This is a genomic window from Streptomyces sp. NPDC046931 (genome assembly GCF_040644655.1).
In the GTDB taxonomy this organism is placed as follows: Bacteria; Actinomycetota; Actinomycetes; order Streptomycetales; family Streptomycetaceae; genus Streptomyces.
In genome coordinates this window covers 84,631-96,731 of sequence record NZ_JBEYWX010000005.1, presented here as the reverse complement: position 1 = coordinate 96,731, position 12,101 = coordinate 84,631, and the positions used below count along the sequence as shown (strand labels likewise).

The window sequence follows — 12,101 nt, the reverse complement described above, 5'->3', positions numbered from 1 at the left end:
GGGGGAGTCTCCATGGAGTAGCGCTTGAGCGATGACTCTCAGTCGTAGAAGATCAGGTATGGCCGATCATGAGTACACGGCGGTGCTGGCGCAGCGGTGGGATGAGGTGGCGGACAGGTACGAGGAGTATTTCGTACCGCGATTCCGTCCGTGGGTGGTGGCGACCGTTGAGGCGATAGCCGACACAGAGTTGCCCAGCGGACCAATCCTGGTGCCCTGCTGCGGTACCTTCCCGGAACTACCGCTGCTGGCCGGCCAGTTCCCAGGCCGCGAGATCGTCGGTATGGACATCTCACCTGTCATGGTCAGCCATGCTGAGCAACGTGCGGTCCCGTGGCCGACGGCGCGGGCCATCGTGCAGGATGCAGCAGTGCTGGATCCAGCCTGGTCGGCAACGTGTGCCGCGGTCGTCTCGGTGTTCGGCCTGCATCACTTGCCGGCCCCGGACGAGGCCGTCTCCGACTGGGTGCGGGCACTGACACCAGGCGGTCGGCTGGCTGTCGCCTTCTGGCCTTATGAGGCGGATGCCACCGATCCATGGGGGCTGGCGGATCTGTTGGTGGCCAGGCAGGCCGTCGTCACGGAGAGGAGTTGGGAGGAAAGCCTTGCAGCGGCAGTGACCGCGGCTGGTGCGACTATCCGCCGCGACGAATTTGTGGCTTTCGAGATGGTACATGCCGACGCGGCGGCGCTGTGGGAGGCGATGAGCACTGCTGCCGCCGGGGCACTGCGCGCCACGGCTCTCCGTCATGGTCCGGAGTTCATGGAGCAGATGCGCAAGGAGTTCCTGCGCCACGCACCGACCGGGGAGTGGCGGCACCGGCGACGAGCGCGCCTCATCGTCGCAGACAAGTAGCCCGGCGCGGTGCTGGCGGTGAACGGCGCCCGAGGCCGCCGTGCTGACCAGGGGCTCGTACTCGCCGGGCCGCGGTGGCACACGGCCAGGCACCCACACGACTGACCCGCACCAGCGGCCACCGGGCCACCGCCGCGGTGTCGGCCATCGCCGAAGGAGCGATCACCCTGTTCAGCCAGAGCGACCTCACGGCTGCAGCTGCGCGCCTGCATGGCCCCCGGGTGCGTCCTGTACTTCCTCAAGGACCACCCCCGCCGTGAATGGTGCTCCGCGGCCTGCGGCAACCGGGCCCGCACCGCCCGCCATTACCAGCGCCACCGCCGCGCACCCGCCTGACAGCCCGCCGCGCACGCCCCGCCATCCCGTGGACTTGCTCGGTGGTAAGGCGATCAGCGATGCGTAGGGTCGCTGATCATGACGGATGACTGGCGCAGGGACCGGATCGGCAGCGCGGTTCGGGGCGGGAATCCCACGGTTCTCCGGAGGCTGACGGCAGGATTTGCGGTGATCGGGGACGTTCAGTTCCTCCCGGCATACTCGGTGCTCCTGGTGGATGATCCTTCGGTGCAGCGGCTGTCGGAGCTTCCGAAAGGCAAGCGGTTGGCGTTTCTGTCCGGCATGGACATGCTGGGCGAGGCGGTTGAACGTGCCTGCAGGCGGCTGGATCCGGACTTCAGGCGGGTCAATCTCGAGATCCTTGGGAACACTGACTCGTTTCTGCATGCGCATGTGTGGCCGCGGTTCGACTGGGAGCCGGGCGACCTCGTGGGGCGGCCGGTGTGGCTGTATCCGCGCGAGCGGTGGAGCGACGAGCGGTATGCGCTCGGTCCGCAGCACGATGTCTTGCGTGAGGCGATCGGCGAAGAACTCGACCAACTGGCGTGCTGGCGTGCCCGGGCCGCCGACCGGCAGGTCGGCGACCCGGGATGTTCCTGATGTTCAGCCGGGATCGTCCGGGGTCGCGGTCAGGGAGTTCTCCGCAGCGCGATGATGTCCGCTCCGGTGGGCATGGCGGGCCGGGCGGCTTCCGCGGTGGCCAGCAGAGCGACGATGATGACACCCTGCGGCCCGTCGGCGTACCCCTGGAAGACAAGGGGCTGACGACCAGCTACAGCACCGGGCGCCGTCCGGTACGGCCCGGACAAGCTGCCCCCCAAGCTGGAACAGCTGCGGGCACGCGTCTTCGACCCGGTGGCGCCGACCACCCTCGACGTCGTGCCGGTGTCAGACTGGCGCGCGAGGAAAGCTGTGGTTCTTGGCCCCGTCCCGGTTACCCAGCGCCCGAGGAAAACTCGTCGAAACCAGATACGAGTGGTCACTTTCTGGTGGACATCTGAAGCAAGCTGCTTCTGGAGCGTGCAACGTCAAACAGGCCATGGGAGTGTGATGGGTGGTCAGTTCTGAAGGCTGAGAGATTTGGGGGAGTGGGGGAGTGGCTGCGGGGAGCGGCGGAATACCCCAGTTAACTCGAGCACGTCGGGTTCTCATCGGCATAGTCGTCACCGGTGCGGCAGTCGGCCAGCTCCGCGTCCAGTACGAGATGGGTGCCCACCTCGATCAGGCAGGCCATCCGCACCTGGGGAAAGCAGAACTTGTCGTGGCCGCGGCTGTTTCCGGGACGGCCTAAGGCGGCCGCGTTCGCCGGGCTGTCGGCCACGTCCCAGCAGGTGCCGTCCACCGCCAGCAACCGCAGCCCGCGCCAGAAGCAGCCCGGGGTGGCCTCGGTGCCCATCGGCTTTGCGGTCGTGGCAAACAGCACCCGCAGCGGCTCCGGTCCCAGCCGCTGACGGGCCCGAAACAGCGACGACTTCGCCGGGATGTGCCAGTCGCCCAGCAGCCCCTGGCCCCGCAGTCCCTCGACCAGGTGCCGCATCACCTCCAGATACGGCGCCGGCGAGAACAGGGCCAGTGCGAGCACGAAGTACACCACCAGCCGAGCCGGCAGCAGACGTCTGCGATGCTCCGCACGACCACAAGCGGCCACCACACGATCCACCAGCCCTGGCGGATAAACCAAGGTCAGCAGCCCTAACCCCGATAACTCACCGACATCCGCAGACACCCGAACCGCCCCCAGGAGCACTGCACAGCAGCGTACGCCCGCCAGCTAGAACAACGGCATTGGCCCTAGGTGGCCTGAACCTCACGTTTCACTCAACTGCCGTGACAGGAGGGAGTGTTGCTCCCTAGGGTCAAATCCTGGCGGTCGACGAGGCCGCTTTCATCCAGAGAAATACGGGGGAAACACGTGCGTTCCATACCCAAGATCGTCGCAGTCGGCTGCGCCGTCACCGCACTTGCCGCTGTGGGTGCTGTACCCGCCAGTGCCGGGACGGCCCATCCGATGATATGCCCGTCCGACAAGGGCTACGACTTCTCGGGCAGCTACACGTATTACAGGGACATGGAACCCCGTTCCGGCGGCGACAGCGGCACGACGATCAGCATCACCTTCCACAAGGGGAAGACGACGACGTCGACGGTCGGCGGGGCGATCTCCGGCGAAGCCAAGGTGGTGTTCGTCAAGGCGTCGGCTGAGTTCGACTACCACTTCGCCTGGCAGTGGACGAACAGCTCCACCTACACGTGGTCGTGGACGGTGCCGAAGACGATGAGGCACGGTTACCTGCACGCCGGGGTGAAGGTCAGGTACACGAAGTGGAACTACAACCAGACCGAGCCCAACTGCAAAACCAAGGTGCTGCGCAAGGGATCGGCGCGGCTGGTCTACAAGGGCCGCGAGACGTGGCACGGGAAGAGCTGATGCGCAGCGCAGGGATCGTTCTGCTGGTGGTGTCCGCCGCTGCGCTGTCCGGGTGCAGCGGCGGGAAGAGTACGCCGCCTTCGCCGAGTGCCTCGAAGGCGGCGCTGGTGTCCGATCCGGACAATCCTGACAAGGGCGCTAAGAAACCGGGCCGGCTGGGTCCGGGGACGGTGAAGCTGCCCGTGGCTGCGGACCGGATTGCCGCATTGTCCGTGCGGTATGACTGTCTCGGTCCCTCGGGTGGTCTGAAGGTCAGTAGTGGGACAGCGCTGCGCGCCGGGATCGAAGTGTGTGACGACAGCGCCACCTACGGTGCCTCGATGAAGGCGAAAGACCTGGACGGCCGGGAGTTCGGTGGTACGGTCAAGATCGAGGCCGACAAGCGGACGCGGTGGCGCGTTTCCGTGAGCATCACCGACAAGGATGGCGTCAAACAGACAGTCCATAGCTGAGCTTGTCTCTGTCGGGGATCTTGGAATTGCCCGGTGCGTCGGCGTGATTGGTGGGCATGCTCGGGGTGTTCCGAGAGCCTATGCAGTTGTCGAGGTGTGTGTTGTCGCTCCGTCCTCGTTCGGGTGAGCAAGTCCCGCTTCTGACCGCGCAGGCGAGCAACCCGGGTGGTACGGCGGCGATGTGGGTGAGAGACCGCCTGGACGCGTTGTGGCGTGACGAGGACTTCGCTGACTGGTATCCGCGTGACGGGCGTCCGGGTCTCTCGCCTGCCCAGCTGGCCACTGTCTGTGTGCTGCAGTTCGTGCTCGGCCTGTCGAACCGGCAGGCTGCCGAGGTGGTGCGCTGCCGCATCGACTTCAAGTACGTCATGGCCATGGAGCTGGACGATCCCGGCTTCCACCACAGTGTGCTGGCCGACTTCCGCGACCGTCTCACCGAGGGCAACCGCGCCCACCGCCTCCTCGACCTCGCGCCGGCCCGCCTGAAGGAGGCCGGTCTGGTGCGGGAGCGCTCGAGGACCATCCCCGCATCAGGCACGTCTTCATCCCGGTCGGCGCCTGCTGGCGCAACCTCCAAGAGGGCTGGTGGCGCATCTTCCGCAAAACCGCCCTGGCCGGACGCTCCTTCGGCGACCGCGACCACATCACCCACGCCACCGAGGTGGCCACAGCCCAGCTCAACGCCCGCGCCCGACCCTGGATCTGGGGCAGACCCGCCCCCCACCAGGCGTATACGCCGCTGCTGTGTACTTCCTTTGAGGAACGCAGCACACTAGTGACAGAACGCCCGATATCACCGCATGCTTTGCCCATGTCAGAGCATCAGCACATCCTCGATGGGAAGGGCCGGGACCTGACGATCGAGGATCTCAGGGAGTTCGTCGAACACGCCAGCAAGAACAGCGCGACCGCGAACCGCACGTTGTACGTAGAGACCTCGGGACGCAAGCTCCGAAAGATATGGCTCGATCTGTCACGGCCAAGCTGATCAGTGCACACGACAGGCCCCGGATCGGTCCCCCGACCGGGGCTTCGTCATGTTCAACGTCCGCCGCCTGGCGATGAGACCGGAGAGCTCTCTCAGCCGTGTCCGCCCCGGCCTCTGCCCCGTCGACGCCCCCCATGACGGCGCCGCCACACTGAAGGCAGCACGCACGCGGCGCCCACCGCCGACGCAAAAGTCATGACCAGTAGTGCACACGCCCGTTGAAGGCGCTGACCTGCCGTGGTCGGGCCCATGGTCGGGGAGGTCGACGTCGCGGTCGGGCCCATGGTCGGGGCTGTAGTCAGGGGCTGTCGCCAGCCCAGTCGAAGCGGCCCGGGTCGCTGGGGCCGCGGGTCGTACAGCGCGCGGCCGCCGGGACCGAACTGCCCGAGCCGCCACGGTCAAAACAACCAGACGCCAAGTGCGGCGATGGCAAGGCCGATCGTGAGGATCACCGGCCCAACCGCGTAACCGCCCCAGGTCCTGCGGCCTTCGAGGCGCCCCATGCCGATGGACACGGCCCCACCGGCAATGACGATCGCGCACCCGGCGATCACGACGAGCGCCGCGAAGAAGGGACCCCAACCTGGTTCGTGGTTCGGGTTGTTGTGCGCGACCCCCCGCCAGGATCACGTCCCCGAGCTCACCGTGCACAGATCACTCACCCGCTTTCTCGACGCCCTCGGACAGGTTCTGGAAATCCGACTCGATACCGGAGCCCGCCGCGTAGACCGCCGTGTTGAGGCCGGTGCCGAAGGAGTCCTTGTACGCGGCGTCGGCGAGCTTGCCCCTGTCGCTGAGGTTTTCGCCGCCGAAGCCGCCGTCTTCCTCCATGTGATGGAAGTGGGCATCGGCGGCGGCGTTTCCGACCGCTCCGGTCACAGCGTTCGTCGCCACGTCCCACCCGATGGTCGCGCCGTCCTGGTGGTTCCACACGTCAGCCGTGAGGCCGCCGCTTATGTTGCCCAGCGAGCCGTTGACCGCGCTGCCCCCGGCCCTCGCCGCCGAGGACCTTGCCGACCACGCCCGTCAGGTGGGCGCCCTCGGCCAGCGCCGCGCCGCCTGTCGTGAATGCGGCCGTGCCCAGTGCTTCCTCGCCAGCGGTGGAGAAATCCTGGCCCACCGTGATCGGCTGCCCATTGAGCGCCTGGTTGAGCATCATGCTGCCCGAGTCCGCCACGAAGTTCGTGGCGAAGCTCTCAGCGCCTTTGGTGAGGAACTTCGCACTGAACTCAGCCACCTTGGAAAGGACCCTGGCCAGCGCCGCCGCCTCTTCCTCGGTGAGCGCGCCGAACCGCTCCAGCAGGGCCGCCACCTTCTCGGCGGCCGAGGTGAAGAGCTTCACCAGGTCGACGATCCTGCATGCCGTAGGCGCAGGTTCGGCCCTGCGCCAATGCTCTGCAGCCGAAGCACAGCCACCCTGAATACCAAAGACCGACAGAACACCATGTCTGCACAAAGAGTCGGAAGAGGTAAATTTTCTACTGACGGCTCGCTTTGTTCACGAGAACCGACAGCATCTGTTCAGTGCTTCGGGAGGCACCCTGGCGGCGTCGTGTTCGATGTTCACGAGAAGGGACAGCACCGAGCTCTGGCCCCGTGATCGCTGGGGTACGGGCTCCCGGTAACGTCGCCGGGACACCCGCATCGAAGGAGAGCACCCACCCGTGGACCTGGGCATCATCGGGCAGGCAGCCGGACTGTTCGCCGTCACCAACATTGACGACATCCTGATCCTGGCGCTGTTCTTCGCCCAGGGCGCCGGCCACCACGGCTCCACTCGCCGGATCGTGCTGGGCCAGTACCTGGGCTTCGCCGGGATCCTCGCCGTGGCGGTGTCTGCTGCCTTCGGCGCCACCTTCCTGCCCGAGTCCGCCATCCCCTACCTCGGCCTGCTGCCTCTCGCCCTCGGGCTCAAGGCCGCCTGGCAGGCCTGGAAGAACCGCCGCGACGGCGACGGGGACGACGAGCAGGGACAGGCGCCGGAAGGCGGACCGAGCCCGCTGGAGGTCGCCGCGGTCACCTTCGCCAACGGCGGCGACAACATCGGCGTCTACGTGCCCGTCTTCGCCACCGCCGGCATCGGCGGGATGGGCGTGTACGCCGCGGTGTTCCTCGTACTCGTGGCCGTCTGGTGCTTCGCGGGCAAGTTCTTCGCCACCCGACCCGTCATCGCCAAGGCCATTGCCCGCTGGGGCCACCTCCTGCTGCCCGTGGTACTGATCGCCATCGGCTTGCTCATCCTCATCGAGGGCGGCGCCTTCGGTCTGTGACTCGGCTGGCACGCCACCGACCAGTTCGAATTCCTCACGACGCCGAGCGCCTCCCAAACTGGCCAACAAATGCTGTCGGTTCTCGTGAACAGAGCCACCTGCCTGTAGCCGAGGACGGTGACAGTGCCGGTGAAGTGCTCGCTGCTCCCGTCGGTGCTCTCGAACTCCCACGGCTGGCCGAAGGCGTAGGTGTTCGAGGACGGCGACGGCTTGGCGGCCTTGGCTGACGGGGTGACCGTCTTGGGCAACCTACTTCGGCCGCTGGCCGAGGCACGCGGGTGCCTCGACGCGGTCCCTCCGTAGCTTCCACCGTCCCCGACGCGATAGGCGGGCCCGCCAGTGCAGTTCCTCCACGCGATGAAACCAGTGGCCGGCATGGGCTGGGATTGGCAGGATGCCCAGCAATGGCCTCCCACTCGCACTCCTTCAACAGTCCACCGATCGATCCCATCGCCACCGCCCGCGACGCCTTGAACGGCCTGGCCGTCGGCGACGCCTTCGGAGCCCAGTTCTTCGTCCCCGACAACCTCCCCGCTCTGCGTGACCAGCAACTGCCTGAAGCGCCCTGGCCGTGGACCGACGACACGGAGATGGCCTGCTCCATCCACCAACTCGTCATGCAACGAGGCGAGGTAGACCAAGATGAACTCGCCCGTTCCTTCGCCGAACGGCACGACTTCGACCGCGGATACGGTCCCGCAATGAACCGCCTGCTGCGCCTGGTCCGCGAGGGCGGCAACTGGCGCGAACTCGCGGCCGGACTGTTCGACGGGCAGGGCTCCTGGGGCAACGGGGCAGCGATGCGCGTCGCCCCTCTCGGCGCCCGCTACCCAGGCGACCCCGAACACGCAGCCCGGCAGGCTGCCATGTCCGCCGAGGTGACCCACACCCACCCCGAGGCCGTCGCCGGGGCCGTCGCGGTCGCCGTCGCCGCCAGCCGCGCCGCGCGCCGCCGCACCGAACCCGTGACCGGCACGGACCTGCTCGCCATCGTTTTGGACCTTGTCCCGCCCAGCCGAGTACGTGACGGCATCGTCGAGGCCCGTACGCTCCTGGACCAGCCTTACGTCGAACTCGCCGCCCATCATCTCGGCAACGGACGCCAGGTCAGCGCCGTCGATACGGTCCCCTTCACCCTCTGGTGCGCCGCCCGGAATCTGACCGATTACACGACTGCCCTGTGGGCCACTGCCTCGGCCGGTGGAGACGTCGACACCACGTGCGCGATCGTCGGCGGCATCGTCGCCTCCCGCGTCGGCACCGAAGGCATCCCCGCCCCCTGGCGCAACCGCACAGAGACCCTGCCCCCTTGGCTGCACGGACCACCGCCCACACCGCAACGGTGGCCGACCGCCACCCTTGGGACGGGCACCTCGTCATGAGCCGTCTCAGGCCGTGGTCGGCTTCGTGGTCGGGCCGACCACGCCGGTGAGCTCCTGGCGCAGATCGAGGTAGCAGCACAGTCGTACGCCCGGCTCGCCGGGCGTCCTAGTCATCCGGTCATCTGCCGCGGTCGCCCAGCGTCCGGCGAGCGCCCGTTGGAAAGCGAAGATGGAGTGGTCGTCCGCGGCCGCGACATCCACGACGACGAGCCCCGGTTCCGCGACGTGTTCGTCCCTCATTGGCCTCATGCTCTGATCCACGCTCCGGCGGCGGCACCCGGTTCATCGGTGCTGAGATGGTCACCCGGCTCAGTGGCACCGACCGGAGCCTTCACGGGATGTCGCCGGTCCACTCGAAGCGGCGCGAGTCGCCGGGGCGCGGGTCGTACGTCGCCCGGCCGCCGGCGCCGAACTGCCCCAGCTCGGTCTGGAGGGCGACGCCGGCGTCGATCTCGTCCTGCGTCCAGCCGGTGATGTCGAACAGTAGGCCGTCCAGCGGCCCGCCCATTAGTTCGACGTAGCGCTGACCCGGTACCGGGCCGGGGTCCTCGTGGTCGGCGCCATAGACCCGGCCGCGCAGCAGCTGCTCATCGCCATTCATGCCGATCAGCCTCGCAGCCGCCACCGACAACGCGGTCTTGCTCATCGCCCACCGGCATGCGCCCGTGGAAGGGCGGGTCACCCCGCCCCGGCCCCGCTGCTGAGCGCTGCCGTCCGGCCGCCCTATCAGGCCGGGGTCACGCCACCGAGGGGTGTGGCCGTCCAGCCGATGAGGGTCCTCAGGCCTTGTCGGGCCTCGCGATGGGTCCCGGCTTCTTCACGTTCTGGCCAACACCGCCAACCGCTCCGTGCGCAGATGCCACGGTGTCCGCAGCAACGTCCGCACCGCCAAAGGGGGGCCCATGCGCCGTATCGTCTCGGCTGTCGTTCTGCTCGCTGTCCTGCCTCTCGCCGCCTGCTCCGCAAGAACGGCTTCCGGGGCAGCTCCGGCCGTTACCGTGACACGCACCGTGCCGGCCCCGGTGTCGCCCACCGCAACGACCCCAACCGCCGGCCCCACGCCGACGTCTGCGGCGCCGGCCACGACGGCCGTCGTGCCCAAGACGGCGCCCCCGGCGGCTCCTCGGCCGCATCTGACCAACGCCTCGGCGGTGGTCTCGCAGTACTACCAGGACATCACCGATCACGACTACGCGGCCGCTTGGGCGCTCGGCGGCTCGCACATCGCCGGGACGAGCTATGACCGGTGGGTGGCCGGGTTCGGCACCACCCAGAGCATCACCCTGGGCACCCTCAGCGAATTCGGAGCCTCCCGCGTCCACGCCCTCCTGTATGCCACCCAGACCGACGGCACGCTCAAGACGTATGCCGGCGACTACACCGTGGCCGATGGCGTCCTCGTCGGCGCCTCGATCCGCCAGACCAACTGACGCCAGTGGGCGCTCATCCCGTCAGGCTCCGCTGAGGGCGAGACCGAGTTCCCCCGGCATGCCGGCTTCTGCTGGTGCTGCAGCGCTGCGGACTGCCCTGACGCTCGGGACTGCCGGAGCCTTCCGAAAGGCCCCGGCGCCTTCCCAGGTCGGGCAACCGCTACGCAGCAATGCTCGCCTGGCTCGCCGGAATCGGTCTGCCCGGTGCTACCGCACGTGTCGACTCTGCTGCGCATTTCGCTGGGGTGCGCGGGGTGACCGTGTCGGGGGCCAGCAGTTGTGAGGTGACGGTGGGGTGTCAGGTCTCCCGGTGCCCGCTCAAAACAGTTCTAGGTCTCCGCCGCTGGTGTCCGCGATGACGGGCCGGAACTGGGCAGGGAGGCCGTCCAGGCGGTCAGGACCGGCCGCGGCGGCCACGGCAGGGGCTGTCTCGGCCAACCAGGCACGAAACCGCTCTGCGGCTTCCCGGTAGGGGACTCGCGCCAGGACACGGTGCTCGCCGGAGGGGCAGAAGTCGACGGCAACAGTGAGCAGGCAGGAACGGGGCGCGTTCTGACTGCCCGTCCAGGACACCCGCAGGACACCGCAGGGCTTGCGCCCCCGGGCGGCGCGGTGGGTCGGGCGCAGCGATCGGCAGGCTATGTGGGCGGTCCATGCGGCGAGGTGCGGCAGGGGCAGGGTGGTGCGTGCGCGGCAGCCGGGGCAGCGGTGCCAGTGGCGGAGCCAGTCGTCGGTGTCGGTGTGGAAGAGGCGTGTGTAGCGGTTCGCCACGCGGATGTCGTTGCTGTACAGGTGGTCGGGGCGTTCCTGTGTGTTGCAGGACTGGCAGACGGGGGCGCGGACGTAGCCGTGTTCGTGGCAGTGGTCGAGCACGGTGGCGGGCGCAGTGCGGCAGACGGCGCACGCCCATCCAGCCACCCTGCGGGAGGTACCGGGCTTCCTGCTGAGCACCGAGTACAGCTGGCCTTCCAGCTCCTTGTTGTACGGGCGCGGTGAGGCGGTGGGGCCCTGGGGGCTCGTCGTCTGCCGGCCGTCGGCGTCTCGGGCCTGGCGGGGGTGGGAGGGCGGCTGGGTGACGGCTGCGCTTGCCTGGCGGGTCCGCGCGGCTTGCACCCACTGCGTTTCGGCGTGCTCGGCCGCGTCCAGCAGCCTGACCACAGCGCGCGGCAGCCACCACGTGCGCTGTGTCCCGTCGCGGATCTGCTCCACGAGTATCTGTCGCCAGTCGATCCCCGCCAGATGGTACGGTCGGCCGTCTTCACGTCGTGCTGCCCGCTTGGGGTCGCCCAGCTCCTGCAGTTCCCGCGTGATGCGCTGGCGCCAACGCAGCGGCGTTTCCTCGTTGCACTCCTGCCTCGGCGCCCCGCGAAACGGACCGATGCGGACCAGGTCCTGCCGATCCATCCCCACCGCGTTCAGTTCCGCGGCCGCCCGGCGCACCTCAACCTCCGGAACGCTCCACTGACCGCCGCTCGCCTTCACCGTCGCCACCACCTGGCCGCCGAGCAGGACGTACCCCACCCGGGCATGGGCAGGCGAGCAGGTGAATGCCTCAGAAGCCGTCGGCACAGCACTGTCGGCGGTCAAATCGACCCACAGAGCATCCGCGGCACCCAGGGTGATCAGGCCGTCCGTGGGACCGGGCATGACACGCTCTGACATACCGACAGGTTAACGGCCTGCGACGCGGCAGAGGGTCCCAAGCCCCTCGGTCAGCCGGGCCGCCGCCCGCAACTCCTTGTTCCTGAGCATCTGGTTCGTCAGCACCTCCCGTGCCCGTAGCCTCACCACCGGAACGTCAAGAACCGGGCAAGTCGCCCTCGCACGTCAGCGGTCCCCGAGCCCAGACGAATTGAGCAACAGAGTCCGTCTCCTCCATAGACGAGATGCAACGGAATCCCGCACCGGGTGCGCACTGGCGTGCAGCAGTGGACCTGCTGGAGCGGTGCGCAGGAGGTG

The 12,101-nt window shown here is 68.2% G+C and carries 15 protein-coding genes and 1 pseudogene; 10 read left to right on the top strand and 6 right to left on the bottom strand.

Features of this window, described 5'->3' with window-relative positions:
- The first annotated feature begins 58 nt into the window (after positions 1-58).
- The 3 genes and pseudogenes from ABZ876_RS12295 to ABZ876_RS12285 all read left to right on the top strand — a co-directional run bounded on the left by ABZ876_RS12295 (position 59) and on the right by ABZ876_RS12285 (position 1,792).
- The gene (locus tag ABZ876_RS12295; RefSeq protein ID WP_361778365.1) at positions 59-856 is read left to right on the top strand and encodes a class I SAM-dependent methyltransferase; all 798 of its coding nucleotides are present in this window, start codon (positions 59-61) and stop codon (positions 854-856) included.
- A 189-nt stretch (positions 857-1,045) separates the two neighbouring features.
- Positions 1,046-1,192: pseudogene (locus ABZ876_RS12290) on the top strand (CGNR zinc finger domain-containing protein); the annotation flags it as partial.
- A gap of 78 nt (positions 1,193-1,270) precedes the next feature.
- Positions 1,271-1,792 (top strand): diadenosine tetraphosphate hydrolase, encoded by a 522-nt coding sequence (locus tag ABZ876_RS12285; RefSeq protein WP_361778363.1) that lies wholly within the window; start codon positions 1,271-1,273, stop codon positions 1,790-1,792.
- A gap of 526 nt (positions 1,793-2,318) precedes the next feature.
- Here the strand turns inward: ABZ876_RS12285 and ABZ876_RS12280 are convergent.
- Complete coding sequence (locus ABZ876_RS12280) at positions 2,319-2,918, bottom strand: transposase domain-containing protein (RefSeq protein ID WP_361778360.1); 600 nt, start codon at positions 2,916-2,918, stop codon at positions 2,319-2,321.
- A 342-nt stretch (positions 2,919-3,260) separates the two neighbouring features.
- On the opposite strand from ABZ876_RS12280, the gene ABZ876_RS12275 reads away from it, so the two are divergent.
- Genes ABZ876_RS12275 through ABZ876_RS12260 form a run of 4 tightly spaced genes read left to right on the top strand, consistent with a single transcriptional unit; the run spans position 3,261 to position 5,060 of the window.
- Positions 3,261-3,620 carry a hypothetical protein gene (locus tag ABZ876_RS12275; protein ID WP_234512896.1) on the top strand — a complete coding sequence of 120 codons (360 nt, stop codon included), beginning with the start codon at positions 3,261-3,263 and terminating at the stop codon, positions 3,618-3,620.
- Entirely contained in the window at positions 3,602-4,072 is a 471-nt protein-coding gene (locus ABZ876_RS12270) for a hypothetical protein (RefSeq protein ID WP_361778357.1), read from the top strand. Before ABZ876_RS12275 ends, ABZ876_RS12270 begins: the two co-directional genes overlap by 19 nt.
- A gap of 56 nt (positions 4,073-4,128) precedes the next feature.
- Positions 4,129-4,848 (top strand): transposase, encoded by a 720-nt coding sequence (locus ABZ876_RS12265; protein WP_361778354.1) that lies wholly within the window; start codon positions 4,129-4,131, stop codon positions 4,846-4,848.
- 35 nt (positions 4,849-4,883) lie between these two features.
- Positions 4,884-5,060, top strand: coding sequence for a hypothetical protein (locus ABZ876_RS12260; protein ID WP_361778351.1), 177 nt, complete (start codon positions 4,884-4,886; stop codon positions 5,058-5,060).
- A 654-nt stretch (positions 5,061-5,714) separates the two neighbouring features.
- On the opposite strand, the gene ABZ876_RS12255 is transcribed toward ABZ876_RS12260, so the two are convergent.
- On the bottom strand, positions 5,715-5,954 hold the full coding sequence (locus ABZ876_RS12255) for a hypothetical protein (RefSeq protein WP_361778348.1): 240 nt from the start codon (positions 5,952-5,954) through the stop codon (positions 5,715-5,717).
- Between the two features lie 40 nt (positions 5,955-5,994).
- Positions 5,995-6,402 carry a hypothetical protein gene (locus ABZ876_RS12250; protein WP_361778345.1) on the bottom strand — a complete coding sequence of 136 codons (408 nt, stop codon included), beginning with the start codon at positions 6,400-6,402 and terminating at the stop codon, positions 5,995-5,997.
- A 322-nt stretch (positions 6,403-6,724) separates the two neighbouring features.
- Here ABZ876_RS12250 and ABZ876_RS12245 point away from each other — a divergent pair, with 322 nt between their 5' ends.
- Together ABZ876_RS12245 and ABZ876_RS12240 are read left to right on the top strand one after the other, a co-directional pair.
- Positions 6,725-7,330 carry a cadmium resistance transporter gene (locus ABZ876_RS12245; RefSeq protein ID WP_361778342.1) on the top strand — a complete coding sequence of 202 codons (606 nt, stop codon included), beginning with the start codon at positions 6,725-6,727 and terminating at the stop codon, positions 7,328-7,330.
- Positions 7,331-7,734: 404 nt separating this feature from the next.
- On the top strand, positions 7,735-8,712 hold the full coding sequence (locus tag ABZ876_RS12240; protein ID WP_361778339.1) for an ADP-ribosylglycohydrolase family protein: 978 nt from the start codon (positions 7,735-7,737) through the stop codon (positions 8,710-8,712).
- A 6-nt stretch (positions 8,713-8,718) separates the two neighbouring features.
- Here ABZ876_RS12240 and ABZ876_RS12235 read toward each other — a convergent pair whose 3' ends face one another.
- Together ABZ876_RS12235 and ABZ876_RS12230 are read right to left on the bottom strand one after the other, a co-directional pair.
- Entirely contained in the window at positions 8,719-8,952 is a 234-nt protein-coding gene (locus tag ABZ876_RS12235) for a DUF6207 family protein (RefSeq protein ID WP_361778337.1), read from the bottom strand.
- A gap of 91 nt (positions 8,953-9,043) precedes the next feature.
- Positions 9,044-9,313: a hypothetical protein gene (locus ABZ876_RS12230; protein WP_361779026.1), complete on the bottom strand. Its 270-nt coding sequence runs from the start codon at positions 9,311-9,313 to the stop codon at positions 9,044-9,046.
- Between the two features lie 493 nt (positions 9,314-9,806).
- Between ABZ876_RS12230 and ABZ876_RS12225 the strand changes: the two genes are divergently transcribed.
- Positions 9,807-10,142 (top strand): hypothetical protein, encoded by a 336-nt coding sequence (locus ABZ876_RS12225; protein WP_361778334.1) that lies wholly within the window; start codon positions 9,807-9,809, stop codon positions 10,140-10,142.
- A gap of 318 nt (positions 10,143-10,460) precedes the next feature.
- Here ABZ876_RS12225 and ABZ876_RS12220 read toward each other — a convergent pair whose 3' ends face one another.
- On the bottom strand, positions 10,461-11,804 hold the full coding sequence (locus tag ABZ876_RS12220; RefSeq protein ID WP_361778331.1) for an endonuclease domain-containing protein: 1,344 nt from the start codon (positions 11,802-11,804) through the stop codon (positions 10,461-10,463).
- Positions 11,805-12,101: the final 297 nt, after the last annotated feature.

Excerpts from the sequence above, each read along its gene's own strand:
- ABZ876_RS12295 (WP_361778365.1), top strand. The coding sequence starts at position 59 with ATGGCCGATCATGAGTACACGGCGGTGCTGGCGCAGCGGTGGGATGAG.
- ABZ876_RS12285 (WP_361778363.1), top strand. The coding sequence starts at position 1,271 with ATGACGGATGACTGGCGCAGGGACCGGATCGGCAGCGCGGTTCGGGGC.
- ABZ876_RS12275 (WP_234512896.1), top strand. The coding sequence starts at position 3,261 with ATGGAACCCCGTTCCGGCGGCGACAGCGGCACGACGATCAGCATCACC.
- ABZ876_RS12265 (WP_361778354.1), top strand. The coding sequence starts at position 4,129 with ATGCTCGGGGTGTTCCGAGAGCCTATGCAGTTGTCGAGGTGTGTGTTG.
- ABZ876_RS12260 (WP_361778351.1), top strand. The coding sequence starts at position 4,884 with ATGTCAGAGCATCAGCACATCCTCGATGGGAAGGGCCGGGACCTGACG.
- ABZ876_RS12240 (WP_361778339.1), top strand. The coding sequence starts at position 7,735 with ATGGCCTCCCACTCGCACTCCTTCAACAGTCCACCGATCGATCCCATC.
- ABZ876_RS12235 (WP_361778337.1), bottom strand. The coding sequence starts at position 8,952 with ATGAGGGACGAACACGTCGCGGAACCGGGGCTCGTCGTCGTGGATGTC.
- ABZ876_RS12230 (WP_361779026.1), bottom strand. The coding sequence starts at position 9,313 with ATGAATGGCGATGAGCAGCTGCTGCGCGGCCGGGTCTATGGCGCCGAC.
- ABZ876_RS12220 (WP_361778331.1), bottom strand. The coding sequence starts at position 11,804 with ATGTCAGAGCGTGTCATGCCCGGTCCCACGGACGGCCTGATCACCCTG.